Origin of the sequence: Sporosarcina sp. FSL K6-2383 (assembly GCF_038618305.1) — a bacterium.
Lineage (GTDB): Bacteria > Bacillota > Bacilli > Bacillales_A > Planococcaceae > Sporosarcina.
Genome location: NZ_CP152017.1, coordinates 2,107,666 through 2,133,261, shown reverse-complemented (window position 1 = coordinate 2,133,261; position 25,596 = coordinate 2,107,666). Strand labels below are relative to the sequence as shown.

Annotated in this window: 25 protein-coding genes; 8 read left to right on the top strand and 17 right to left on the bottom strand. The window is 39.5% G+C overall.

Going from position 1 to position 25,596, the window contains the following annotated elements:
- Positions 1–13: 13 nt before the first annotated feature.
- Together cysC and cyoE are read right to left on the bottom strand one after the other, a co-directional pair.
- The gene (gene cysC / locus MKZ10_RS10475; RefSeq protein ID WP_342504906.1) at positions 14–613 is read right to left on the bottom strand and encodes an adenylyl-sulfate kinase; all 600 of its coding nucleotides are present in this window, start codon (positions 611–613) and stop codon (positions 14–16) included.
- Positions 614–784: 171 nt separating this feature from the next.
- Positions 785–1,726, bottom strand: coding sequence for a heme o synthase (cyoE, locus tag MKZ10_RS10470; RefSeq protein ID WP_342504905.1), 942 nt, complete (start codon positions 1,724–1,726; stop codon positions 785–787).
- A gap of 324 nt (positions 1,727–2,050) precedes the next feature.
- Between cyoE and MKZ10_RS10465 the strand changes: the two genes are divergently transcribed.
- Positions 2,051–2,956, top strand: coding sequence for a chemotaxis protein (locus tag MKZ10_RS10465; protein ID WP_342504904.1), 906 nt, complete (start codon positions 2,051–2,053; stop codon positions 2,954–2,956).
- A gap of 40 nt (positions 2,957–2,996) precedes the next feature.
- On the opposite strand, the gene MKZ10_RS10460 is transcribed toward MKZ10_RS10465, so the two are convergent.
- From MKZ10_RS10460 to MKZ10_RS10400, 13 genes are all read right to left on the bottom strand, one after another.
- On the bottom strand, positions 2,997–3,416 hold the full coding sequence (locus tag MKZ10_RS10460) for a HEAT repeat domain-containing protein (RefSeq protein WP_342510139.1): 420 nt from the start codon (positions 3,414–3,416) through the stop codon (positions 2,997–2,999).
- 56 nt (positions 3,417–3,472) lie between these two features.
- Complete coding sequence (locus MKZ10_RS10455) at positions 3,473–3,646, bottom strand: hypothetical protein (RefSeq protein ID WP_203247742.1); 174 nt, start codon at positions 3,644–3,646, stop codon at positions 3,473–3,475.
- Positions 3,647–3,688: 42 nt separating this feature from the next.
- Entirely contained in the window at positions 3,689–4,768 is a 1,080-nt protein-coding gene (locus MKZ10_RS10450) for a toxic anion resistance protein (RefSeq protein ID WP_342504903.1), read from the bottom strand.
- A 25-nt stretch (positions 4,769–4,793) separates the two neighbouring features.
- Positions 4,794–6,419, bottom strand: coding sequence for a YceG family protein (locus tag MKZ10_RS10445; protein WP_342504902.1), 1,626 nt, complete (start codon positions 6,417–6,419; stop codon positions 4,794–4,796).
- Positions 6,420–6,451: 32 nt separating this feature from the next.
- Positions 6,452–7,255: an HAD family hydrolase gene (locus MKZ10_RS10440; protein ID WP_342504901.1), complete on the bottom strand. Its 804-nt coding sequence runs from the start codon at positions 7,253–7,255 to the stop codon at positions 6,452–6,454.
- Positions 7,256–7,268: 13 nt separating this feature from the next.
- The gene (locus MKZ10_RS10435) at positions 7,269–8,378 is read right to left on the bottom strand and encodes a cysteine protease StiP family protein (protein ID WP_342504900.1); all 1,110 of its coding nucleotides are present in this window, start codon (positions 8,376–8,378) and stop codon (positions 7,269–7,271) included.
- Positions 8,379–8,394: 16 nt separating this feature from the next.
- On the bottom strand, positions 8,395–9,774 hold the full coding sequence (locus tag MKZ10_RS10430; RefSeq protein WP_342504899.1) for a phosphoribosyltransferase family protein: 1,380 nt from the start codon (positions 9,772–9,774) through the stop codon (positions 8,395–8,397).
- Entirely contained in the window at positions 9,771–10,982 is a 1,212-nt protein-coding gene (locus MKZ10_RS10425) for an HpcH/HpaI aldolase/citrate lyase family protein (RefSeq protein ID WP_342504898.1), read from the bottom strand. The genes MKZ10_RS10430 and MKZ10_RS10425 overlap by 4 nt, the downstream gene beginning before the upstream one ends.
- Before the next feature lie 90 nt (positions 10,983–11,072).
- Positions 11,073–11,876 (bottom strand): TerC family protein, encoded by an 804-nt coding sequence (locus MKZ10_RS10420; protein WP_342504897.1) that lies wholly within the window; start codon positions 11,874–11,876, stop codon positions 11,073–11,075.
- Positions 11,877–11,942: 66 nt separating this feature from the next.
- Complete coding sequence (locus tag MKZ10_RS10415; RefSeq protein ID WP_342504896.1) at positions 11,943–12,521, bottom strand: TerD family protein; 579 nt, start codon at positions 12,519–12,521, stop codon at positions 11,943–11,945.
- Between the two features lie 302 nt (positions 12,522–12,823).
- A complete protein-coding gene (locus tag MKZ10_RS10410) occupies positions 12,824–13,408 on the bottom strand; it encodes a TerD family protein (RefSeq protein ID WP_342504895.1) in 585 nt (194 codons plus the stop codon).
- A 53-nt stretch (positions 13,409–13,461) separates the two neighbouring features.
- Entirely contained in the window at positions 13,462–14,058 is a 597-nt protein-coding gene (locus MKZ10_RS10405; protein WP_342504894.1) for a TerD family protein, read from the bottom strand.
- Positions 14,059–14,363: 305 nt separating this feature from the next.
- A complete protein-coding gene (locus MKZ10_RS10400; protein WP_342504893.1) occupies positions 14,364–15,449 on the bottom strand; it encodes a tetraprenyl-beta-curcumene synthase family protein in 1,086 nt (361 codons plus the stop codon).
- Between the two features lie 268 nt (positions 15,450–15,717).
- Between MKZ10_RS10400 and speD the strand changes: the two genes are divergently transcribed.
- The 6 genes from speD (at position 15,718) to nspC (ending at position 22,234) form a co-directional block, all read left to right on the top strand.
- Positions 15,718–16,554, top strand: coding sequence for an adenosylmethionine decarboxylase (speD, locus tag MKZ10_RS10395; protein ID WP_342504892.1), 837 nt, complete (start codon positions 15,718–15,720; stop codon positions 16,552–16,554).
- The gene (locus MKZ10_RS10390) at positions 16,551–18,005 is read left to right on the top strand and encodes an aminotransferase class I/II-fold pyridoxal phosphate-dependent enzyme (RefSeq protein WP_342504891.1); all 1,455 of its coding nucleotides are present in this window, start codon (positions 16,551–16,553) and stop codon (positions 18,003–18,005) included. The genes speD and MKZ10_RS10390 overlap by 4 nt, the downstream gene beginning before the upstream one ends.
- 2 nt (positions 18,006–18,007) lie before the next feature.
- A complete protein-coding gene (gene speE / locus MKZ10_RS10385) occupies positions 18,008–18,859 on the top strand; it encodes a polyamine aminopropyltransferase (protein WP_342504890.1) in 852 nt (283 codons plus the stop codon).
- Positions 18,849–19,700, top strand: coding sequence for an agmatinase (gene speB / locus MKZ10_RS10380; RefSeq protein WP_342504889.1), 852 nt, complete (start codon positions 18,849–18,851; stop codon positions 19,698–19,700). The genes speE and speB overlap by 11 nt, the downstream gene beginning before the upstream one ends.
- A gap of 184 nt (positions 19,701–19,884) precedes the next feature.
- On the top strand, positions 19,885–21,084 hold the full coding sequence (locus MKZ10_RS10375) for a saccharopine dehydrogenase family protein (RefSeq protein WP_342504888.1): 1,200 nt from the start codon (positions 19,885–19,887) through the stop codon (positions 21,082–21,084).
- A 13-nt stretch (positions 21,085–21,097) separates the two neighbouring features.
- Positions 21,098–22,234, top strand: a complete 1,137-nt coding sequence (nspC, locus tag MKZ10_RS10370; RefSeq protein WP_342504887.1) for a carboxynorspermidine decarboxylase — start codon at positions 21,098–21,100, stop codon at positions 22,232–22,234.
- Between the two features lie 53 nt (positions 22,235–22,287).
- Here nspC and MKZ10_RS10365 read toward each other — a convergent pair whose 3' ends face one another.
- Entirely contained in the window at positions 22,288–23,028 is a 741-nt protein-coding gene (locus MKZ10_RS10365; protein WP_342504886.1) for a 3D domain-containing protein, read from the bottom strand.
- Between the two features lie 281 nt (positions 23,029–23,309).
- On the opposite strand from MKZ10_RS10365, the gene glnA reads away from it, so the two are divergent.
- On the top strand, positions 23,310–24,644 hold the full coding sequence (glnA, locus tag MKZ10_RS10360) for a type I glutamate--ammonia ligase (RefSeq protein WP_342510137.1): 1,335 nt from the start codon (positions 23,310–23,312) through the stop codon (positions 24,642–24,644).
- Positions 24,645–24,715: 71 nt separating this feature from the next.
- Here the strand turns inward: glnA and hslO are convergent, their stop codons facing one another.
- A complete protein-coding gene (hslO, locus tag MKZ10_RS10355; protein WP_342504885.1) occupies positions 24,716–25,594 on the bottom strand; it encodes an Hsp33 family molecular chaperone HslO in 879 nt (292 codons plus the stop codon).
- Positions 25,595–25,596: the final 2 nt, after the last annotated feature.

Genomic DNA, 25,596 nt, shown 5'->3' with positions numbered 1-25,596 from the left:
CAATATCTACTTTTCAGATATAATTGTTATCCTTTAGATAAGCAATAATAACCTCAACGGATGCTTCAATACTCAATTGGTTTGTATCAATGATGATTTCAGGTTGACTCGGCTCTTCATATGGCGCATCAATTCCTGTAAAGCCTTTAATCTCACCTGATCTGGCTTTCTTGTAAAGCCCCTTTGGATCGCGTTGTTCACAAGTTTCTAAGCTAGCCCTTACATAGATTTCGATAAACTCATCAGCTTCCACCAACTTACGCACCTGATCACGATCTGCTAAATATGGGGATATGAATGCAGTCAACGTAAACAAGCCTGCATCTACCATTAGCTTCGATACTTCGCCGATTCTTCGAATATTTTCTGTTCGATCCTCTGGACTAAATCGTAAATTATTATTCAAACCATACCGTACATTATCACCATCTAGTCGATACGTGTGAAGACCTTGTGCAAACAACGCAGTTTCTAAAGCGACAGAAATCGTTGACTTCCCAGAGCCAGATAATCCCGTAAACCATAAAATTGCACTTTTATGCCCTTTTTGTTGCTGACGATGTTCTTTCGTCACCTCTGATTCATGCCACACAATATTCGTTGATGCTGTCATTATTTCTCCCCCTTATTTGTCAGTAAACTATTTTATATGTACTTAACAGTAAGGAGAATAACGAGAAATGTCAATCATTTTTCAGACTATTTTATAATTCATATCTGTTTAATATGCTTTAAGTTGAAAAAACCGATCAAATGGCTTCTCAACCACTTAATCGGTTTTTCTTTAATTAAAAATCGGTAATGTCACAATAATCATCGCTAAAAATAATATGGCAACATAATTCACTGAAAACAGAAACATCATATGTGCCCATTTTAAATCATTCTTTGTTGTGAAGCCTGTGAAGCTGGCGATTAGCCACGCTACATTCAACAATGTAGCAATGACGATAAAGACAACTCCCAATGAGCTTAAAAAGAATGGGAACGGTAGCAAACAAGCTATATAGACAGTAATTTGCCGCTTCGTAAATGCAAGACCATGAACAACGGGTAGCATGGCGACCTTAGCAGCTTTATATTCATCATACTTCTTCATAGCTATGACGAATGTATGGGGCATTTGCCACACAAATAAAATAAGTGCCAGCACAATCGGGACAATATGATAGCCGGGAGCGATAGCCGTCCAACCAATTAGTGGTGTCACTGCTCCTGACACACTGCCGATAACTGTATTCAATGTGTATTTTCGTTTTGACCACATTGTATACAAAATGACATAGACAAACCAGCCAATAAATGCGTAAATAACGACTTCAAACGTTGTAAAAAATAAGATAATAAAACCTATGATAGATAAGGCAATCCCCAATATCAAAACTGTCTTCAAAGATATATGTCCGGTTACGGTTGGACGATTTTTTGTTCGCTCCATGACAGTATCTATATCAACATCATACCAATTATTTAATATGAGCGCACCAGCCATCACAAGCGTACTTCCCGCCATTGTTAACAAAAAGACAGCCCAGTTTGCTGCGAGTGTCGTATTCGAAAAGTGCAACGCCAACCAAAAACCAGTCAATACTGGCAAGACATTTGCAATCAGGACAATTCCTTTAAACAATGATTTTAAATCAGCAATTTTAGTAGCTATCGTTCGTTCATTCGACAATATAGCTTTCTCTACTTTCCGTTGAGAAGGCATCACAACTTTAGTCATCTATTTTTCTCTCCTCAAAAACGCCAGATACTTTTCCAATGAAATGAATATTTAAATTCTCGGAACACTGACATGCTTGACTTCATTTTACTATTACTCTTCAACTATGACAAAGAAAATTGCACTGTAAATTGAAGCGAATGTGAAGTTATCGTGAAAAAGTTCAAAATTCGTCACTTGATTTATCAATTCCATAAACTTTCACTATCAAATAGTCTCCTATTCATTTTCATCAAGTACAAGAGACCTAAGGACACAGTATAGGATATTTAACCATTTCATGATACAATCGAATTACTAAAGGTAGATGAAGGAGATGTCTTCATGGAGGATAACAAAGGTATATTACTAGAGAGTGGGACAAATGAACTTGAAATCGTAGAGTTTGAAGTAGGAAACAGCAAATTCGGCATCAACGTTATTAAGGTGAAAGAAATTATTCAACCGTTTCCAATCACTTTTATCCCCCATGCACACCCACATGTAGAGGGGATTATTCAATTGCGAGGTGAAGTATTACCCGTTGTCGATATGGTCAAAGTACTTGGCTTGACCACTGACAACCGGCATGCCGAGCAGAAATTTATCGTTGCTGAATTTAATAAACAAACGGTCGTTTTTCATGTAGACAGCGTATCCCAAATCCACCGAATTTCTTGGGAGCAAATTGAAAAACCTTCTGAAATGTATCAAGGTGGTAATTCACAAATTATTGGTGTCATTAAATACCAAGGCGAAATGATTTTGCTACTCGATTTCGAGAAAGTTGTCTTGGACATTAACCCAGACACTGGCATTAATGTCCAAGCAGTGAAAAAACTTGGTAAACGGGAGCGCTCTGATAAGAAAATCGTCATCGCAGAGGACTCACCACTCCTTCGTCAGCTATTGTCTGACACACTGGCTGAAGCCGGATATGTCAATCTTGAGTTTTTTGAAAATGGTAAAGAGGCCTTTATTCACTTAGAAAGTCTTGCCGACAAGGGTGGCAGTATTAGTGATCACGTCCAGTTTGTTATTACAGATATCGAAATGCCACAAATGGATGGCCATCACCTTACTAAAAAAATTAAAACACACCCGGTACTATCCAAGCTACCTGTTGTCATTTTCTCAAGCCTTATCACAGACACCTTACGTCATAAAGGCGACCAAGTTGGGGCAATTGAACAAATTAGTAAGCCTGAAATTGCAGAGCTGATTTTGAAAATTGATCGCCATATATTATAATAAAAATCCAGCCTCTCAAGTGAGAGGCTGGATTTTTTTATTACCTTCTTGTCGCGGCAGTTGCCCATGTGTTTTCAAGCCACTTATCGAAATCAGCGCCCTTATCACCTTCATACGTATCATACAGATCTAATCTCATCTTTTTCAATTTTTCTTTAAAATCTTCATACGTATGATCCGCAGGCAAACTCTTCTTAATTCTTGACCATACTTTATTTGCATCTTTAATCAGTTCATGTTCATTTCTTGTTGGCAATTGAACATCTTCTCCAAAGTTTTTAAGCTGGCGATAAGCCGCCTCTTGCACTTTATAGACAGCATCATTGTTCATTCTATAGACGAGTACATCTATAATTCGTTTATGCTTCCATTTGCCCAACTCTTCGACTGCATCAAAGCGTTCTCTCCAATTTGATGCTCGGTTGATTGATTTCTTTAATTCCTCATAATTGGGTGGCATTTCATTTTTAATTGACAACTATTCCAATCTCCTTCTTTAGCTACATATCGTACTACTTATGAACCCATTTTCCGACGTGCACTACTTACTTTTTTAGCTTGTTGACTTTGCATTTTCTTTGCAGATGAGCCTGCATTTCCTTTAGCATTATTAGTAGCCGTATTATTTTTCTTTGCTTCTAACTGTTTTTGAATTGCTTCTTTTAAACTCATTTTCTTCTGTTCAGTCATTGTATATCCCCCCATTGTTTCTTTATTATACTCGAAATTTGATTAATTCATAGATAATACTTTTTTTGCGTCCTCACGTAATGTTTCTAAACGCTTGCGATCCTCAATTCGTTGCATCGATTGTTCTTCTTTTACTTTTTTATATTCATCAATACCCGAAACAATGGTATCCCACATGTTTTCGATTGTTTCCATTTTAATGCTGGCACTACCCGAACGTTGAGCGATTTCAACGCTTTGTTTCATAATATCACTTGTAACATCCTGTAGCATCTGGTTGGCTCGGTCTTCAAAGGCATTTAAAGAATCGGAATGTACTTTTTGACGCTTAGCGCTAACCGTATTAATAATTCCCATTTTAAAAATCGGAATCGTCGTTACGAAAGCACTATTGATCTTAGCGACTAAATCATTATTCCCTCTTTGCATTGTTTTAATTTGAGGAGCAGCAATAACGGCTACCATTCGCGCCTTTTCTAAATCATCAATTTTACGCTCTAATAGTTCTTTGACACCTACTAAATTTTCAAGCTCCATGCGAGCCATTTGATCGCCACTATCCACTTTTTGCTGGCAGTGTGGGATTAAAGAATTATTAACTTCTTCTAGCTTCATTTCAGCCGCAACTACATATTTCTCTAATTCGAAATAGTATTCAACATCTTCCGCATAAAGACCTTCTAACTCACGATTGGATTGCTTTAGTTCTTCTTCAATAATGGCGAATTGACCGTGAATTTTTTCAATCTCGCCGCCCAAAGTTTGATACTTTTTAAACATCGCTTCCGCCTGTTGCTTAGCACGTTTAAAGAGTTTATTGAAGAAGCTAGGGTCTTTCGTAATTTCATTGCGATCAAATCGCTTCATTAATTTCTCCAACTGATTCAGTAATTCACCAGAGTCATCTAATTTAGACATCGTCATCGTGTTTAAAATCCGATCAGAAAAGCGTGACAGTCGATCTGCTGGCTCTCGTCCTAGTGACAACAATTCCGTTTGATCTCGAATGTCCATCTTGCTGACAATTTGTAACACCTGTGGCTCTTGGCGCATTTGAAGTCGCAATTCGTTAGCAGATTGTTCATTTAACTCTTCTTTTTGCAGTACAACTGGCATCGTCATAATAAAATCTCCTATCTATTTATAATCAAAAAATATTTTTAATGAATTTCTTAAATATTGATTGTTCTTTCGGTTGATACTGCTGATATTCTTGACCAAATACCATATCCTCCAACCAGTGAACATCGTAATTTTCAGGGTTTATATATTCTTCAATATCAGTATGCCCAGCTGGGTTATAAAGGATAATATCCACACCAAACCGGTTAAGGAATAATAGCAAGGCCGCATCTTCGCGCGATGGTGCACCATTGTTCTCCATATTATATAACACAAGTCGCGGCACTTCTTGTGAATAATCAAATCCTTGTAGTAATTGTAAAATTTCTTCTGATAGCATACTTGCTTGTTTAAAAATGAATAACTGTAAATCATACAATGATTCGTGATCCAATTTATGTAGCCTCGGCTGCTCACAGCATTCTTTTATTGTATAGGCAATGGCATTTTGTAGGCCAGCATATAAATGTCCGTAACGCCACCAATTACTTTTCACCATTTTTTCAGGGGATAATAGCCCCTGACGATCCAATGACTGCTGATAATGAAAATGATAATTGGCTTTCGTAGTTGTCGCATAAGGGAATTGCAAAATGCTTAACGCATTCGATTCATTTGTCAGCTGATGCATCCGGTCCCAGTAATCATCCCGGTCACTTGATACACCCTTTATTTTGGCAAATACAACGGGGATCGACACGCGATTTTCTTCGATTTTGAAATCAGGTCGAATCATCGCCTTCTCTTTCGAATAAATAAAAATATCGTCATAGGTCATACGCAAAGTGAGTGCAGTGGGAATATACTCCCTAAATTGCCACGGCTTATAGACACCTGACTGATGATCATTCATCATTTTTTCTAGTTGTTTATTAGCACGATACGCTACAGTGGTTTCACGATCCCTAATTTGCGTTGGAAAAGGCTGCAATTGTCCTTTATCCGGATAGCTGTAGACGACTGAAAATTGATTATCTGAATCTATTTCAGCAAACGAATCCTGCGCTCCTGGATGAAAAATAACTACATCGCATCCGAACTCCATTAACAACAGCAAAAAATATTGTTGACTGCTCGATAACTCCCCGTACCAAACAACTTTGGGGAAATCTTCACCTATGACAAGTGATTCAGACCACTTTTCCCAGTGATTTTTTAACCACTTGACAATATCTATCAAAAACCGGCGAAACTCTGGCGACTGCAAGCCACTATTTTGATGCTGTTGGAAATGATTAACGACTTTTATTGTCGATAATTGCACATGGCGGTTAATCGCAGGGTCCTTATGTTTTGGGATTAAGTTTTTGCCATACATAAATGCAATGAGTCGATTAATCGACAAACCCTTCGGTTCTTTTTGATGCATTTGAAGAATTTCCTGGATCGCTTGAAAATCCTGTGTTTCAATGGTTTTATCTAACTCCTCGCTCAGCACGTGAATGAAGGGCTTGTGATGCATATCAAATAAAGAATTATAATATTCATCCTCCACTAAAGGAACACCTAAAACGCGAAGTCCTATTCTGTTAAACCGAAAAGTCGAGTCATCCACAACATAGGATGGTCGATCTCCTACAGTGGCAATAAACACAGCCAACCAATCCGTTGTTGAAGTATATAAAATAGGTTCTATTTGCAAATTGCTCACCTAACGCCCTCCCTTCCTCAGAGACATAACGCTTACTTCTGTATTGTCATTTGTAAAAGCTGTCTAAGTAGTTCATCCGCAGAATTAGCCCCTTTACCTTTCAACCAAGTCACCATCGAATCATCGCCGTACTGCCTAAACAATTCTCCATGAGCTGGGCTGTAGCTAATTCCTGCTTGTCTAAGCATATCATAATCCATCAATGAATCTCCTGCCGCAACATGTATGTCATAATCCACACAACTTTTCAGATACGTCACTGCCGATGCTTTGTTTAGTTGAATCGGAAGGAAATATAGTTTTCTACCTTGTAGAAACAGTTTCCAGCCAATCGTAGCCAGTTTTCTTTCAAAGTCGATGAGCTCTCCAAAAGGAACGTTTTGTTCATTGATGTGGAACATATAAAAAAACTCATCAACCACATGTTCTTTTAAGACCCAGTCATTATGACGTATTTCAGCAAATAGCTGTAAAAAATCTTCTTTTGAAACAGAGGTTGTAGTTATTTTTTCTTGAATCTTTCGGCCCCATTCGATATCTAGTTGGCCATCCACTTGAATAGTTCCACCATTGCTCATAATGGCATATTTCGGTTGAAGCCATTGCTGAAAAGCTGCAATTCGTTCGTATTGATAAATGGCCCTTGTCGTAACAGGTACAAATAGATGATTTTCATGAAACTGTGAGAGTTTTTCAATAGAATACTGCGACATAAAACTAATTGCTTTTTCACCTTTATATTCAACAGCCGTAACGATATCATCAATCGGATATTTTTTCATCATACTCACTGAATAAAGTAAAGTTCGATCTAAATCAGATGTAAATAAAATCAAAGCTACACTACCTTTACAACTCTTTAATAATGCCGCAACAAGAATACGACATTTCCGTAAATTCTTCAACAGGGACGTTACGATCTTTAGCAAGAAGTAAAATATGTGTTAAATCACTGGAAAAGTTGGGATTGACTAAGATTTTCCACGGCACTCTGCGCAATAACACACGTGTCGTTTCCCCAATCCCTGGTTTGATGAAATGTTGATTATCAATATCGAATTCCTCTTGGATTCGTTCAACAGATTGTATGCCTAGCCACGATGGCCGTGAATTCTCTTGCGTGATAGACGCTAATGTTTTTTCAACAGCTTGCTGCACGTCAGCAAACGTCCGTTCAATCACATCGACATACAAGTTCGATACATCCACACCTGCTAATTCCTCGTAATATTTAGCGCCGTGAAAATCACCCTTCTCCATAAAATTATAATTTAAGACAGTTCGGCTGACTAGCCCAGAAACGGTTGAATTTAAACACGCAGATGGGATTAAAAAATCATCCCTCGTTCCGTAAATACTGACACAATGTCCAGGATCGGCTAATACAGCTAAATTTCCATCTATTTTATCAGGGTGGGTCGCGTTATAGCGCAAACAAGCTTGCTCTAATTCACTCGTAATCGCACCTTTACCTGTCCAGCCATCGACAAACTGAATTTTCGCACCCGGATGATGCTCGAAAATATACTGGATAGCCGTTTCATCAATCCCTCGTCCTCTAATAATAGAAATCGAGTAATGTGGGATAGAAATCCCATACTTGAAGCGGAAATATCTTTTGATAAGCACCCCAATCGGTGTTCCTGCTCTTGCAAGGCTAACAATTACCAACTGCTCTAAGCCATTGCGTTCTCGTATCTGCTCTGCAACTACACCAACGGCAATCCCAATTCGGTTTGCATACATGTCTAATGTACTGTGAAACAAGGTAATATAATCTTGCGTCGGTTGATATTCAACAGGGAGCATTTCTGAATAATGCGTGCCTGTTTGAATAAGACCTTCCCGTTCCTCTGTATTTTTTTCCATGACATACTGGCCAATATCACGGAGTAAAAAAATAACATCATCCGAGTTGTAACTTCCCATCTTGTCCGGCTTCACTTTAGATGTCAGCATCTATTTTCTCTCCTTTCTATATTATTGGCTCTGTCATAGTGACAATTGTAATATGCGAAATCTCTGTTTTCTTTAATTCTTTCAGCAATGAGTCAAATTCATTTTTCTTCGATATTCTTTCTGCAAAAACAAATAATTCATCATACTGATTCGCTGTAATATTGTATAAATAATTTGTCAAACCTGCATTTTCTGGGCTATCAAAAACAAATTTATTCCGGATTGTATAGTCTTTTTTAACTGTTGGATGAATCGGACTGCGAGTCGTCGCTTGAAAATAGACATTCGGTCCCATAGAAGAGGCAACCTGCATGGGTACATACATGAATTCCCCAGTTCCGATAACTAACGTCTTAGCTCCTTTGCGTCGTCCCTTTAGTTCGCTCGCTACCAGCTGAAGCTGTTGATGAAATAAGCGATCCTCCTCAATTGTATGACCAAATCGTCCTGTCATTGCTAAGTAAGGTGCATCATTTCGGCGACTATTTACGCAAATTGACGTCACATTTTCTATAAGATCAGGGTTTAAATAATCATTCATCGACAAATAAGTAATCCTCGGGACACTTTCCATAACTTCCTCAGCAACATCTTCAGTTAAAACAGGCTGCCCCGTAACAGAAATAGTTCCATCTATTAGCGTAACTGCATGAATGGTAATATCTAATTCTTTCTCCAACTGGCGATATCTTTGACGATGTTCAATAGAACGCCAATCCAAAATTGAGACAACCGTAAAGACTTTTTTCAATGGGTATGCAGCGACAATTGTTTGAATAATATTGATAGCAGTCTTTCCTGTTGTAATTTCATCGTCCACTAATACAACTTCACTATCGTCCTGAAAAAAACGTGCGTCACGTGCATAAACCCGGTGACTCGTAGCATGTGAATGCTCTTCTTCAAAGTTGATTACAGAAGGACGTTCATTGATTTGCTCCCTCGTCGTGTGTATATATTTCGCATTATTTTCAAATGTACTAAAGACGGCATGACCAAGAGCAGTAGCTGTTTCTGCAAAACCAACGAATGTAGTAGGCTTTAACAAAGGGATTGGTTCATCGCGAAGCAATTGTAGTAGCTGATCTGTTTGCTCATTTGTCTGAATGGCTTGCGCAATTCCCGAAGCGCGAGGGTCTTGAATCCCGTGAACGACTTCCTGATAACGCATCGCTAGGAGACTGCCAACTAGCAACGGGATATGTGGATTGACGGCGAGATGCTTTCCGAGTACTTTACTAACAAACAGAAAACTTCTTTTTTTATTAATACGGGTCGCCATTTGAAATAGCTCATCTAATGGGAAATGATATGGATTTTTATGAACCGCCACTTCAACTGTTAAGTCATCCAATACATGATAAGTGGCTTTTGTTGCAAGAATGCTCGATGTCATACCTTCACCTCGTAAAATTCCTCTTCAAGCTGTGTATCCATAATAAGGCTTGTAAAATCTTGGTCTTCATTATAAACGCCAAAAATCCGTGCCTGTAGCAGTATTCGTTTTGCCCAATACAAATGTGGCTTCATTTCATTCATTTTATTATTGTATTGACTTTTTAACACACCTAATTGACCTTCACTGTTTGCAATAATACTCAATGCGTCCGAGTACTCTTCATGGCTAACCGTGTACAGTGAGTGCACTGTTTTAATATGAGACGGGTGAATAACTGTTTTCCCAACGATACCGTTCAAACGATCTAATAACACTTCGTTGATCAAACCATCGATATAATGATTGATTATTTCTGTGCGTTTTTGCATCCCCGTTCTTCCATAGCGATCTTGGAAAGGCGTCATACGAAGTTTCGATTTCAAAATGCGTTGATCCTTCGAAAAGTATTCCCATACAGGGCCCGAAACGATATAGCCGCTTTCTTGTCGGTTAAATAGATTCAGGATATCCGTTAAACAATCTCGTATTAACGCAACATCATAAATCGTCGTATCCACATTTCTGCGAATGCCAAATAGACCACAAAAATCAGTAGCTCCTATGCGAACATTTAGAATATAGTCCCGGTAGGCGTCTATTAATTCCTTCAGCTTCAATAACGTTGCAATTCTGGTTTCCTTGTAGATAATGTCAGAGGATTCTAAAATAGGCATACCGTATAGCAACATGCCATCACGGTTGTTTGCTTCGAGGATGGCTAAGTATTTTTTTCCAGTTTCATAAGAAAACTTTGGAAAAACATAACCTGTTAATACACGTTGATAGTTTCCAAGCTCTGTTGTTATTCGTTGCATTTGCTCTGGACTTCTAAGACGTACAAAAATGAGTGGTAAATCGTCAATCGTAATCAATTGTTTGTCGAGGGCGTCAGATAGTATTTGGATTTGATCAAACAGATTACGCTCTGCCTCCTGCAGCTGATCGTCCCCCACGGCATCTTCCAAGTCGATCACCATTGACGTAAGTTCAGCAAGCTTTTTGTCAATTAAATCCTGGGCGATGCTCTTTTTTAAAGCAGGCATATAAAGTGTTGCACCGAGCGCATAAGAAAGCGTTTCCCTGTCTGTGAATTTTGTAAAATGCTCTGGCTCTTGAAAGAAAATCTCTTGTCTTCTTTCAAGTGTTTCGTAATCAAAGTGTTTCATATTTATCCCCTCTCGCAAGTATGTTAACCGCTTTCACTTCAATTAATAAAAAAGGGCTACTGCTTGTACAGTAGCCAGTTTAAAAAAATATTATTTTTCATTTTCCTCTTTTGTTGCAGTTGTTTCTTGCGTAACAACTGTGATCTCATTTTGTGCTTTCTTTTTATTGATAAAATGAACAACAAAAGTTGCCGCAAATGCGAAGATTAGAATTGCGAAGAATGCATAATGATGAAGATCATAGCCAAACGCACCAGCAAACATTTTCGCTGATATAATTCCAATTAAGATAAACGCGGTGCTTTCAAGCTCAGGCACCTTTTCAATCAATGTTAAGAATACCCCGGCGATTGTACGCATCATGAGAATTCCAAGCATACCACCGACTAATAGCACCCAAACTTCTTCGGATACAGCAAATGCAGCTAAGATTGAATCCACAGAAAATGCAATATCCATCAGCTCAACTGAAACAACAGTTGCCCAAAACGTACCAAATACACGAACCATCCAAGATTTTTTGTTAAACTCTTTACCTTCGTCCTCGTCCGCAGCCTTATTTCGGAAGTGGGAAATAACAATCCAAGCTAGATAGGCAGCACCCAAGACTTTAATGAATGTGAATTTAACAAGATAGACACCAACCCCTATGAAGACAAAACGGAAGAAATAAGCACCAAACATACCATACATCAGGGCTTTCTTACGCTGTTTCTCTGGTAGGTGTTTAACTAATACAGCTAAAACAAGTGCGTTATCTGCTGATAACAATCCTTCAATAATGATTAATGTACCAATAAGCCCCCAACTGACTGGGTCCGATAATACCTCTACCCAATGAGCAAAATCAAAAAATAAGGCATACGTACTTAATATCTCATTAATAACATCCAATTTCAGTTTCCTCCAAAAAAATTCCAAATTTAACTAGAGGGGTTGTGCCCTCTAGCATTACATTCCTTATGCATCCAGTCCGTAAGCATGAACTAAAGATTGCAGTCCACCTTGATAGCCTGACCCAACTGCATTAAATTTCCAATCATTCGCATGCCTGTACACTTCACAAAATACGACTGCCGTTTCAACACTAAAGTCTTCACCAAGATCATAGCGAAGTACTTCCGCTCCCGTATCTTCATTCACAAGTCGAACATAGGCATTCGAAATTTGACCGAAATTTTGACGGCGTAGTTCTGCATCGTGAATCGTTACTGTAATCGCCACTTTATCGACATCTTGTGGCACTTTTGACAGAACGACGCTAATATACTCGTCATCACCATCTCCCTCACCAGTTCGATTATCACCCGCGTGAACAACAGAGCCCTCAACGCTTTTCAAATTATTATAGAAAATAAAATCTAGTTCAGAACGACATTTTCCAGTCGTATTTAACAAAAATGCAGATGCATCGAGGTCAAAATCTTGCCCGCCATCGAATTGTTTAACATCCCAGCCTAAGCCGATACCAATTTTTTGTAAAGTAGGATCATTTTTTGTTAAGTCTATGCGCTGACCTTTACTTAATTGAATTGCCATAAGTGATATCTCTCCTTCTATTTATGCAAACATTTTTGATGACCTTTTATCAATCACGCCTCGGCGTAATTGCGTCCAGATTTTGAATTGCGCTTGTGCTCGCAGGATGCGAGTATGCAACCTTTACCGCAGGACGCGGTGAACTTAGGTTGCCTTTCCCTAACTCCCTTCAAAATCTGTGACATCCGCCGGAGGCTTTAACTTGATTCAGCCGAGGTTTGAACCCCCACTGAATTGAATGCATTTTAGCATTCATCCCGCCACTTATGGAAGTGGGAGACTTCTGCTGAAGCAAGTTAAAATCAGCCTACTTGCAGACCAAAATCATTACATAATGCAGCTAGTCCACCTTGATACCCTGAACCAACAGCACTAAATTTCCACTCGCCATTATGGCGATACAATTCACCAACAACAACAGCTGTTTCAATACTGAAATCTTCTCCTAAATCATAACGAACCAGCTCCGCATTCGAATCTTCATTCACAATACGGATAAATGCATTAGAGACCATACCAAAATTTTGGTTTCTTGCTTCAGCATCATGAATCGTAACTGCAAAAGAAACCTTTTCGATATTTGCAGGGATATTATTGATGATGATTTTCACTTGCTCATCATCCCCATCCCCGTCACCCGTTAAGTTATCACCTGAGTGAACAACCGCACCATTTGCACCTGTTGTATTATTGTAAAATATAAAGTCTTCCCCACCCGAAACTTTGCCGCTAGCATTTAACAAGAATACAGATGCGTCTAGGTCAAAATCTTGTCCACCATCGTATTTATTAACGTCCCATCCAAGACCAACGACTAATTTAGACAAGCCAGGATTCGTTTTTGTTAAATCAACCTTTTGACCTTTTGCTAAAGAAATTACACCCATTTAAAAAACCTCCTAATTAGTATAGTTATCCTATCTGTATTTCAGTTATTAAATTATTGGAATCTCTTACTGATTTGCGTTAAGTTTTGATCTGTCGTCCCATCTCCAACAGCACCAAATTTCCATTCTCCACTATGACGATAAATTTCGCCTGTAACAAGTGAGGTTAATCCACCATAATTTTCGGATAAGTTATAACGTACTAATTCGCTGCCTGTTTTCGGATCGACTATACGAATATATGCGTTTTGAAGCATACCAAAATCCTGTTTTCGTTTCGCACAATCATAAATATTAACGACGAAAACAAGTTTGTTTATACGAGTAGGAACTGAATTCAATTCCACCATGATGACTTCATCGTCACCATCGCCGTCACCTGTTGTATTATCTCCAGAGTGAACAACAGATTGACATTCACTTTTCAAATTCCCAAAATAAACAAGGTCATTTTTATTAATGAATTTATCATCCGTTAACATAAACACCGATGCATCACAGTCAATATCCGGTGCAGATTTAAAAGCAGCAAAAAGCCCGCCACCTTTCGCTTTTACTGGGTCCCAGCCTAAGCCCACTTGAATACGATTTAAACCTGAGTTCCCTTTAGTCAAATCAATTCTTTGACCCTTTTGTAAACTAATAGCCATTGGTTTCTTCATCTCCTCATTCAAATATTGAACTACATATAGTCATTGAAATTTATCATACCAAGCAATCTTTCTTAGAGCAAACACTAGGTTTAAATTAGGATAAGCATTTATATATACGTTGCTCGTTCAAAAAAGTTTCATATTTAATTAGAACGTTTCATAATTTTCTCATCGGATTCAGTTTTTCAATGGAACAAATCTACCACTAACTCAAACTGCCTGTTAAATAAGTAAGTGTGCTATTCATTACTTAAAACGAAAGAAAAAGAAACTGATTCGTTTTTGATGTCTCCAAACATTCCTCAGAATGCTTTTTTCATAGAAAAAAAGTGCTGTTGCAGCCATCTGTAAGCCCGCCCATTCCAATAGAAAAAATAACTGACCTTGCCACCCTGCTTCATCATTTTTTTTGCGAGCTCCCTTACTTCTTTCTGCTCATTCACCTTACAATCTGATAAATAAACACCCAATAGGCCACGATTAATCAATTGATGAAATTTTCGATCAGGTAAGACACGCGTGTGATTATCGGCCTGCTGCAAAAAATAGACAAGACGATGACTGAGCTCTTGATTATTCGTATAATAAAAACAAAAATTCAAGTCCCCCTCCGTCCGATCCTCATCTTGGTCAATAAAATAATCCAATAAAATATGCAGCCCTTGAATGTATGGAAAATAACCATTTCGAATTACATCCGCATAGGTCGCTTTAAAATCACTGCGCAACGCATAAGATACAAGACAAAAAATACCTAATGTAGAACCTGAACTAGCTGAAAATTCATACCAGCTCATCTCAGGTAACTTATGTTTGTTCTTTTCATGCCAGCTTTTTAATCGTTCTTCACGCTCTTCTACACTAACATGCTTATGAATTTGTAAATCACAATAATATTGGCACAGTTCATGTAAATTAGGCATGATTATTGCATAATGTGGCACAGTACGTAATACGAACTGGCATGTCTGCACAAGCTCTAGTAAATAACCACCGTCATCCTGATCATCGCGAAAACGATAATAGGATTGTGGCAATGCATCAACAGTTAATGCATCCTTCATGGATTCATGCAGAGCCGTAAAATCTTGTGGGTCGAGTGATGTGCTTCTATCACATAAATTGTCTAAGTAATCACTGATGGTCTGATAGGCAACGATAAATAAAATGGCCGCATTTCTTTCTCCGAGTGCTGTCAAGGCCATAATCGCACCACCTTCACAGTGGAATTTTTTATGCTCAATACTCGCTAACGCCTGCTCTCTCAATTCCCTATTCGGAATAGCCTGCGCTCTTTTTTTCCAATGCGTCAGTTCCTCATGAACAGCAGGCATAATATGTCGATACACTTGGTTCATTAATGAAAGTGAATGTACAGGCAACTTCATTTCCAACACCTCATTTTCTGCTACAAACTAATTCATAGCGGCTTCTGAAGAACCTAAGTTTACGATTAGACAACCGTTTCATACTAACCCTACAGTAATTAGAATATATTGAAAAGTAGTACTTGAATTATTATTTTTCAAAATAATATTGACAGGAGAAAGTTATACTTTATATTTATAATTGAATCTACTTTATAATAGCTTTACTTCTGTCTAGGGGGACTTGTACCGTTGATTCAACAAATTGAATCTCAAAATGAGAGGCGTGATGATTGGGTTGGAAAATAAGCTGAAACTGTATGGCTTTAACAACCTCACCAAAACACTTAGCTTCAACATCTATGATGTAAGCTATGCAAAAAGTGAGCGAGAGCAAAAAGATTATATTGCCTATATTGACGAGCAGTACAATTCTGAGCGACTAACGAACATCCTGTACACCGTAACAGAAATCATTGGAGCACATGTACTCAATGTGAGTAAACAGGATTATGACCCCCAGGGCGCTAGTGTAACTATCCTTATATCGGAAGAGGCTATTCCAGTTGGTTTGATTGATGAGTCTTGCAACCGTGGCGAGGTCGATATATTAAAGACACGCGATACCGTAGTAGGTCATCTAGATAAGAGCCATGTAACGGTGCATACGTATCCAGAGTATCATCCAGATAACTCAATTGCCACTTTCCGTGTTGATATAGACGTTTCAACATGCGGTGAAATCTCTCCTTTAACCGCTTTAGATTATTTAATAGGAAGTTTTGATTCTGATATCATTACGACAGATTACCGTGTCCGTGGATTTACACGTGATGAACGAGGACGTAAATTATTTATCGATCACAAAATGACTTCCATTCAGGATTATATTGACGCCAACACCCTACAAAAATATGATGCGATTGATGTGAATGTCTATCAATCGAATATTTTTCATACAAAACTACTTATTAAAGATATTGATTTGCAAAATTATTTATTCAACACAGATGTCTATGAAATACCGCCAAAGGAAAGACTTCATATTACAAATAACTTGCGTAAAGAAATGATTGAAATCTTTAGCGGTACAAATATATATGAAGATGCGGAGCCATCAAAATGACGGAATACTCACAAAACAAAGTCCCGATCATGGAAGCCCTAAATCAGTACAAAGCAAAGCGGGTCGTCCCTTTCGACGTACCTGGTCACAAACGTGGACGAGGTAACGAGGCACTAGCTGGCTTTTTAGGGGAGCAAGCCTTGAGTATGGATGTTAACTCCATGAAACCATTGGATAACTTATGCCATCCTGTTTCAGTCATTCGGGAAGCCGAGGAATTGGCGGCTGTGGCCTTCGGTGCCAAGCACGCCTTTTTCATGGTAAACGGTACAACTTCAGCTGTCCAAGCGATGGTAATGACAGCATGCAAAGCCGGAGACAAAATTATTATGCCGCGAAACGTTCACCGCAGTGCCATTAATGCACTAATTTTAAGTGGCGCTGTTCCCGTCTATGTCAATCCTGGCGTCAATAGCGAATTAGGTATTCCTTTAGGCATGTCCGTACATGAGGTGAAGCAGGCGATTTTGGCGAATCCAGATGCCAAAGCGATTCTCATTAATAACCCTACCTATTATGGAATTTGTTCAAATTTACAAGCCATTACCGACCTTGCCCATCAACATCATATGCTCGTCCTTGTCGATGAAGCACATGGTACTCACTTTTATTTCGGTGAAGATCTACCTGCATCTGCTATGTCAGTTGGCGCTGATATGGCATCAGTTAGTATGCATAAATCCGGTGGTTCATTGACACAGAGCTCTTTTCTCTTGATTAATAATGGCGTCAGTGAAGGATATACTCGCCAAATTATCAATTTGACACAAACGACGAGTGGTTCTTACTTATTGCTTTCTTCACTAGATATTTCACGAAGGAATCTAGCCCTCAACGGGAAAGAGATCTTCCGAAAAGTTACCGAAATGGCCCAATACACTAGAGATGAAATCAATAAAATCGAAGGCTACTATGCTTTTTCAAAAGAATTACTAAACGGAGATACGATTTTTGACTTTGATGTTACAAAACTATCTGTTCATACACTTAATATCGGACTTGCCGGCATTGAAGTATATGACATTCTTCGGGATGAATATGATATTCAAATTGAATTTGGTGATATTGGTAATTTATTAGCTTATATTTCCGTTGGTGATCGACAGCTTGATATCGAGCGATTAGTCGCTGCTCTCGCGGAAATAAAACGGAGATATGCGAAGGATAAGACTGGGCTATTTGACCATGAATATATTAAGCCCCAAGTCGCTTTAACGCCTCAGTATGCTTTTTATGCACCGAAGGAAAAGATGCCGATTGAGGAAAGTGCAGGTCAGATTTCAAGTGAATTCGTTATGTGTTATCCGCCCGGAATTCCGATTTTAGCACCAGGTGAACGGATTACAGACGAGATACTGGATTATATTCGCTATTCTAAAGAAAAAGGCTGTTTCTTAACGGGAACTGAGGATAGCAAAATTGATACGATTAATATCGTGAAGGAGCGCTAACAATGAATGTATGGTATACAGAGGATCATTCGCCAGGTGTTCGTTTCTCGATGAAAGTGGAACAACATCTTTATTCTGGGCAAAGCGAGTTTCAAAAAATCGACATTTTACAGACGACTGAATTCGGCAAGCTACTTACTCTCGATGGATTGGTCATGGTAACTGAAAAAGATGAATTCATCTATCATGACATGATTGTTCACGTCCCAATGGCTACTAACCCAAAGATTAAAAAGGTACTAGTCATTGGTGCAGGTGATGGTGGCACAGTTCGAGAGCTGACAAAATATGATTCCATTGAGCAAATTGATATGGTCGAAATCGATAAAATGGTCGTCGATGTCTGCATGGAATATATCCCGCAGACCGCTTCAAAATTGACTGATCCACGCGTCAATTTATATTTTGAGGATGGCCTCAAATTTGTACGCAATAAGGAAAATGCCTATGACCTAATTATCGTAGACTCAACAGATCCATTTGGACCTGGTGAAGGGTTATTTACAAAAGAATTTTACGGCAACTGTTACAAGGCATTGCACGAGGACGGCATTCTAGTCAATCAACACGAAAGTCCCTTTTATAGTGAAGATGCACTGGGTATGCAAAGAGCACATCAACGAATTGTAGGATTTTTCCCGATTTGCGAAGTGTATCAAGCGCATATTCCTACCTATCCTTCTGGACACTGGCTGTTTGGCTTTGCATCTAAAAAATTCAATCCGATTCAAGATCTAAATGCGGCAGCATGGAATGACCTTGGCTTGAAAACAAAGTATTACAATACGGACATCCATGTTGGCTCGTTTGCTCTGCCTAACTACGTAAAGGAGCAATTAGAAGATGTTGAATAAAAACATAGAGACCTTTCTCGGTTGTGACAATGACTACGAAGAATCTAGCTTGGTCATTTTTGGGGCTCCTTTTGACTCGACAACCTCCTTCCGACCTGGGACACGCTTTGCTAGCAAAACGATGCGCAGTGAATCGTTCGGAATCGAGACGTATAGCCCCTACCAAGATAAGGATTTAGAGGATATCCCCGTCTTTGATGGCGGGGACTTAGAACTGAGTTTTGGCAATACCGCCAAAGCATTGGCTCAAATTGAAGAATTTACAGCGAAAGTACTTGCGGATGACAAGCTCCCTTGTATGATTGGCGGCGAACATTTAGTGACGTTAGGCGCCATTCGTGCTGTCGCTAAAAAACACCCCGATTTGCATGTCATCCAGTTTGATGCGCATGCAGACTTGCGTGAGGACTATCTAGGCGAATCACTATCTCATGCTACCGTCATTCATAGAGTGTGGGACTTACTAGGAGACGACCGGATTTTCCAATTCGGAATTCGCTCTGGAGATCGCAGTGAATTCAGATGGGGACAAGATCATGTCTTTACCAATAAATTCAACTTCAATGGATTAGAAGAGGTTGTTAAACAACTACAGGGCAAATCGGTTTATTTAACGATTGACCTAGACGTACTGGACCCTTCTGAATTCCCTGGAACTGGTACGCCTGAAGCAGGTGGCGTTAGCTTTATGGAGCTATTGCAGGCGATGCTACAAGTGACTGAGTTGAACATTGTTGGCTGCGATATTAACGAGCTGTCCCCTATCTATGATCAAAGTGGCGTGTCGACAGCCGTCGCATGCAAAGTGTTAAGGGAATTGTTGTTGGCAGTTAAGTCATAATAGACAAAAGTATATACCTATATAAATTTAGCGAAGGCGCCTAACAGGGGTAGCCGAAGTAATAAGACTGGCGGCGAAGCTGCTTGACTTATTGCGGGAGGCATCCCCTAGCGCCGTAGCGGGTTAAAAAGAATTCTCTACTGCAACATATCTAAAAAATACATGAATATGGTGGTGTTTACCTATGGGTAAAGCTTTAATTATTGGTGCTGGCGGAGTTGCTGGCGTTGTTGTGCATAAATGTTGTCAGGTTCCTGACGTATTCGAAGAAATTTGTATCGCAAGTCGTACAATATCCAAATGTGATGCATTAAAAGAAAAATTAGATGGCGGTCGTACTAAAATCCAAACGGCTCAAGTTGATGCAGACAACGTAGAAGAACTCGTTGAACTCATCAATCGCTTCCAACCTGATATTGTCATTAACGTCGCATTACCATACCAAGACTTAACAATCATGGACGCATGTTTGGCAACTGGCGTTGACTACATGGACACAGCAAACTACGAGCCACTCGATACCGCTAAATTTGAATATAGCTGGCAATGGGCATACCGTGAAAGATTTGAACAAGCTGGTATTACAGCTCTACTTGGTAGCGGGTTCGACCCGGGTGTCACAGGTGTCTTTTCTGCTCATGCACTCAAGCACCATTTCGATGAAATCCACACGATTGATATCGTCGATGCCAATGCTGGCGATCATGGTTATCCGTTTGCAACAAACTTTAACCCAGAAATCAACATCCGTGAAATCACAGCAAACGGTCGTTACTGGGAAAACGGCAAATTTATCGAAACACCACCACTTTCCGAAAAACGTGTCTATAATCTGCCAGAAATAGGACCAAAAGATGTCTACCTTCTCTACCATGAAGAGTTAGAATCCCTTGCTGAAAATATTACAGGCATCAAAAAAATCCGCTTCTGGATGACATTTTCTGAAAAGTACTTAACTCACTTACGAGTACTTGAAAATGTCGGCATGACTTCTATCAAACCAATCGAATTTGAAGGTCAGCAAATTGTTCCATTACAATTTTTAAAAGCTGTGCTCCCAGATCCAGCATCTCTTGGGCCACGTACAAAAGGGAAAACAAATATCGGCTGTATTTTCCAAGGTATCAAAGATGGCAAAGAAAAAACGTATTATATCTATAATATTTGCGATCACCAAGAATGCTATGCAGAGGTTGGCTCACAAGCTATTTCATACACAACAGGCGTTCCTGCAATGATTGGCGCTATGATGATCCTAACCGGCAAATGGAAAAAGCCAGGCGTGCATAACATTGAAGAGTTCAATCCAGATCCATTCATGGATGCACTGAACCAATATGGACTACCATGGCAGGAAAGCTTCAATCCTGAATTGATCGACTGAGGAGGACTAGCAAGTGAATATCGATTTAAACGTACTCCCCTCTCCTTGCTATGTAGTAGATGAGGCGTTGCTTATTAAAAATATGGAAAAAATGAAATCCGTCATAGATCGCACTGGCTGCAAGATTCTACTTGCACAAAAAGGTTTTTCGATGTTTTCTGTCTATCCATTAATGGGACAATACTTGAATGGCGTCACGTCCAGCTCCGTACACGAAGCAAGACTAGGCTTTGAAGAAATGGGCAAGGAAGTTCATACCTATGCCCCTGCTTTTTCAGAAGCTGAGTTTGATGAAATTCTGTCATACTCAGATCATATTGTCTTTAATTCTTTTCAACAATGGAATCAATTCAAAGACAAAGTGAAGAATCATTCCAAAGAAATTAGTGTCGGACTTCGCATTAATCCGGAGTACTCTGAAATTGAAGTCGATATGTACAACCCATGCTTTGCACACTCTCGATTCGGGGTCACATTGAACAATTTCGAACCCGACCAGCTTGAAGGTATTGATGGATTGCATTTCCACACGATGTGTGAGCAAAATTCCGATACACTATGGCGGACAATCCAAGTCGTTGACGAGAAATTTGGGGACTACATTAAAAACATGAAGTGGATTAACTTTGGCGGTGGACATCATATTACGCGGGATGATTATGATGTTGAAACACTGATTCGGTCGATTCTTTTTATGAAAGACAAGTACGATATTGACGTCTATTTAGAGCCTGGTGAAGCTGTTGCCTTAAATACAGGCTATCTCGTCGCAACCGTTTTAGATACGCTCGATAATGGAATGCCGATTGCCATTTTAGACACTTCAGCAGCGTGTCATATGCCTGATGTCTTAGAAATGCCTTACCGTCCTGAAATTATCGGTGCGGGAATGCCTAACGAAAAAACTTATACGTATCGTTTTGGCGGACCTACTTGTCTTGCAGGCGATGTCATTGGTGATTATTCTTTCGATCAACCTTTACAGCCTGGCGACAAACTGGTATTTTGCGATATGGCTCACTATTCCATGGTGAAAAACAACACATTTAACGGTGTTAATCTACCTGCTATCGTGTTAAATACAGTGAACGACGACGTGAGAGTTATTAAGCAATTTGGGTACGAAGATTTTAGAAATCGTTTGTCTTAACAGTAAATGCCTTCCCAACAATCTTATTTGATTGTTGGGAAGGCACTTTTTTTCTAATTTAGTACTTTCATTTTCACTTTCTTAACGCCCCACTCCATTGCTTGATTATAAGACGGGATAAATACATCGATTTTATTCCCTTTAATGGCTCCACCCGTATCGCCAGCAATCGCTTCCCCATACCCTTCCACCCACACTTTTGTCCCAAGCGGAATCACCCTCGGATCGACTGCGATCACCTTATGATTGGGATTCGCACGTAGGTCAATACCATAGGCTGTTGTGCCGGAACAACCTTCGCAGTAAGCGGTATAAGCTGTTGCTGTCACAAGTAACTCTTTACCATCGTTATTATCGTAAACAGATTGCGTTTGTGGCGGAACGACAGCTGTTTGTACATTTCTTAACACTGGTACAACTACTTCATCCGCCACCTCTTCTCCACTGACAATTAATTCATCTCCAGGGTGAATTAAAGATCCAGTCAAATCATTCCAATCCATGAGTGAGCTTAACGATATATCATGATTACGCGCAATCCGATATAAGTTATCTCCTTGGTTAACCGTATATATGTCCGGCTCTGGTTGTAAGTCCACAAAATCATCTGCCACGAGATAATCCCGAAAAGGTTCTTCATTTTCTTGTGAGCTTGTATCATCTGAAAGTAAGTGTAAAAGCATATACTCTTCTCCTTGTATAAACGAAGTTGAAAGAGCCGATGCCGATGCGGCCGAGTAGGTCGAAACTACAAGAAACATTGCTAGCAAAAGAATCTTTATTTTCTTCAACATAAATCTCTCCTTTACAGTCTTGTGACAACTTCTAATCTGCTATCACTCATTTGTTTGACCAAGTATTGCCCTGAAACTAGGAAAAACAAACATTCCAAATAAATAAAAAGATACTCTGTTGCCAAACAATGAATATTTGTTTAACAATAGGGAATCTATATTTCGAAAAAAAATTTCAATAAAATGTTAAAAAGTTCTTGTTAATGGAATACACTTTGCTTTATTATAAAAAAATAGTATGTAAGCTTTCATACTAAATGACGATTAAGGAGAGTGGCATGATGAGGAATTACACCAAAGAAGACATTCGAAAATTTGTAAAGGATGACAACGTAAATTTTGTCCGCTTACAATTCACGGATATTTTAGGAATGATAAAAAACGTAGAGATTCCCATCAGCCAGCTCGAAAAGGCACTAGATAATAAGATGATGTTTGATGGGTCATCTATTGAAGGATTTGTTCGAATCGAAGAATCGGATATGTACCTTATACCTGACCTTAACACATGGATGGTATTTCCTTGGCCATCAGGTAAAGGTAGGGTTGCACGACTCATCTGCGATGTATCGCTTGCTAACGGATTACCATTTGCAGGAGATCCCCGCGGTAATTTAAAACGTATATTGAAGGAAATGAAGGAGCTTGGGTTCACAGACTTCAATCTCGGACCAGAGCCAGAATTCTTCCTTTTCAAGCTTGATGACAATAAGCAACCCACAATGGAATTAAACGACAATGGGGGTTATTTCGACCTATCCCCTATGGATCTTGGGGAAAATTGTCGACGTGATATCGTACTGGAGCTTGAGGAAATGGGCTTTGAAGTGGAAGCCTCTCACCATGAATGCGCACCTGGACAGCATGAAATTGACTTTAAATATGCAGATGTACTGACTGCCTGTGACAACATCCAGACGTTCAAACTTGTAGTCAAAACCATTGCACGTAAACATGGCTTGCACGCAACATTCATGCCTAAACCAATTTTCGGCGTCAATGGCTCAGGTATGCATTGCAACGTATCCCTATTTAAAGATGGCAACAATGCCTTCGTTGATGAAGCAGGTGAACTGAAGCTGAGTCAAACTGCTTATCAATTCATGGCTGGTATTCTCGAACATGTTCCTGGTTTTACAGCTGTGACGAATCCGACCGTCAACTCATACAAACGGCTCGTCCCGGGCTATGAGGCACCCTGCTATATCGCTTGGTCCGCTCAAAACCGTAGCCCACTTATTCGGATTCCAGCATCTCGAGGGATTAGCACACGTATTGAAGTTCGTTCCGTTGACTCCGCTGCGAATCCTTATCTTGCAATGGCTGCGATCCTAAAAGCTGGCCTAGACGGCATCAAACGTAAACTCACACCACCAAAGCCTATTGATCGTAATATTTACGAGATGAAGCCTTCTGAGCTGAAAGAACTCGGTATCGGTACATTACCGACGGACCTTGACCACGCGCTTATCGCACTCGGCAAAGATGACGTTATTCAAGAGGCACTTGGCAAGCATATCTTTGAGAATTTTATGGAAGAAAAGAAAGTAGAATGGGAGAGTTATCGAATTACTGTACACCCTTGGGAAGTTGAACATTATATGAAGATGTATTAATGAAAAATGAAAGAAGCTAGGTTCTCAGATATGAACCTAGCTTCTTTCATATTATCTGTTGAAGTATTCACTTAAACTGCCGCTTCCATTAATAACTCTAGATCCTGTTTCGAGAAATGATAGTTTTCATTACAAAAATGACATTGTGCTTCTGCCTGTCCGTCCGTCTGAATCATATCTTGAATCTCGGCGTTGCCTAAACTAATAATGGCATTTGAAATTCTCTCTTCGGAGCATTGACATTGGAATTGGACAGTAACTTTCTCTAAAAATTTCACATTTCCGGCACCTAATACTTGTTCGAGTATTTGTTCAGGTGTCATTCCCTGCTCCACCATTGATGAAATAGGTGTGATATCTTTCAAACGTTCTTCAATCATCTGGATGGTAGCATCGTCTGTTCCAGGCATCAATTGAATGATAAAGCCCCCTGCCGCTTGAATCGTTTGATCTGGATTGACTAAAACACCTACTCCTACTGAGGAAGGTACTTGCTCTGAATGGACAATATATGATGTGAAATCCTCGCCTAACTCACCTGACACAAGAGGTACATAGCCAACAAAGGGCTGTTGTAATCCAATATCCTTTGATACTGTAAGTAGTCCATCTGTTCCAACAGCCCTTTTCACGTCTAATTTACCTTGATCATTTAAATCAAAATGAGTTTGGGGATTTGTCACATAGCCCCTCACTTCTCCTTTGGTGTTTGCATCGACCAAAATCGTGCCGATTGGACCGCCACCGTTAATTTTTATCGATATTTTCTCTTCGCCCTTCAGCATAGCACCGAGTATGACACCAGCTGTCATCGAGCGCCCAAGTGCTGCAGATGCAGTTGGCCATGTTTGATGGCGACGCTCCGCTTCTCCGACAGTTTCTGTAGTAATTGCCGCATAGGCCCGTACTTGATTGTTATAAGCAGTTGCTTTTACTAAATAATCTTTCATTT

Bases quoted from the DNA above. Each gene is read 5' to 3' on its own strand.
- MKZ10_RS10390 (WP_342504891.1), top strand. From the start codon at position 16,551: ATGACGGAATACTCACAAAACAAAGTCCCGATCATGGAAGCCCTAAAT.
- MKZ10_RS10455 (WP_203247742.1), bottom strand. From the start codon at position 3,646: ATGACTGAACAGAAGAAAATGAGTTTAAAAGAAGCAATTCAAAAACAG.
- MKZ10_RS10415 (WP_342504896.1), bottom strand. From the start codon at position 12,521: ATGGCAATTCAATTAAGTAAAGGTCAGCGCATAGACTTAACAAAAAAT.
- speE (WP_342504890.1), top strand. From the start codon at position 18,008: ATGAATGTATGGTATACAGAGGATCATTCGCCAGGTGTTCGTTTCTCG.
- cyoE (WP_342504905.1), bottom strand. From the start codon at position 1,726: ATGACTAAAGTTGTGATGCCTTCTCAACGGAAAGTAGAGAAAGCTATA.
- MKZ10_RS10435 (WP_342504900.1), bottom strand. From the start codon at position 8,378: ATGCTGACATCTAAAGTGAAGCCGGACAAGATGGGAAGTTACAACTCG.
- MKZ10_RS10460 (WP_342510139.1), bottom strand. From the start codon at position 3,416: ATGCCACCCAATTATGAGGAATTAAAGAAATCAATCAACCGAGCATCA.
- speD (WP_342504892.1), top strand. From the start codon at position 15,718: ATGATTGGGTTGGAAAATAAGCTGAAACTGTATGGCTTTAACAACCTC.
- MKZ10_RS10410 (WP_342504895.1), bottom strand. From the start codon at position 13,408: ATGGGTGTAATTTCTTTAGCAAAAGGTCAAAAGGTTGATTTAACAAAA.
- cysC (WP_342504906.1), bottom strand. From the start codon at position 613: ATGACAGCATCAACGAATATTGTGTGGCATGAATCAGAGGTGACGAAA.
- MKZ10_RS10400 (WP_342504893.1), bottom strand. From the start codon at position 15,449: ATGAAGTTGCCTGTACATTCACTTTCATTAATGAACCAAGTGTATCGA.
- MKZ10_RS10375 (WP_342504888.1), top strand. From the start codon at position 19,885: ATGGGTAAAGCTTTAATTATTGGTGCTGGCGGAGTTGCTGGCGTTGTT.
- MKZ10_RS10365 (WP_342504886.1), bottom strand. From the start codon at position 23,028: ATGTTGAAGAAAATAAAGATTCTTTTGCTAGCAATGTTTCTTGTAGTT.
- hslO (WP_342504885.1), bottom strand. From the start codon at position 25,594: ATGAAAGATTATTTAGTAAAAGCAACTGCTTATAACAATCAAGTACGG.
- MKZ10_RS10425 (WP_342504898.1), bottom strand. From the start codon at position 10,982: ATGAAACACTTTGATTACGAAACACTTGAAAGAAGACAAGAGATTTTC.
- MKZ10_RS10405 (WP_342504894.1), bottom strand. From the start codon at position 14,058: ATGGCTATTAGTTTACAAAAGGGTCAAAGAATTGATTTGACTAAAGGG.
- MKZ10_RS10430 (WP_342504899.1), bottom strand. From the start codon at position 9,774: ATGACATCGAGCATTCTTGCAACAAAAGCCACTTATCATGTATTGGAT.
- MKZ10_RS10465 (WP_342504904.1), top strand. From the start codon at position 2,051: ATGGAGGATAACAAAGGTATATTACTAGAGAGTGGGACAAATGAACTT.
- glnA (WP_342510137.1), top strand. From the start codon at position 23,310: ATGAGGAATTACACCAAAGAAGACATTCGAAAATTTGTAAAGGATGAC.
- speB (WP_342504889.1), top strand. From the start codon at position 18,849: ATGTTGAATAAAAACATAGAGACCTTTCTCGGTTGTGACAATGACTAC.
- MKZ10_RS10450 (WP_342504903.1), bottom strand. From the start codon at position 4,768: ATGACGATGCCAGTTGTACTGCAAAAAGAAGAGTTAAATGAACAATCT.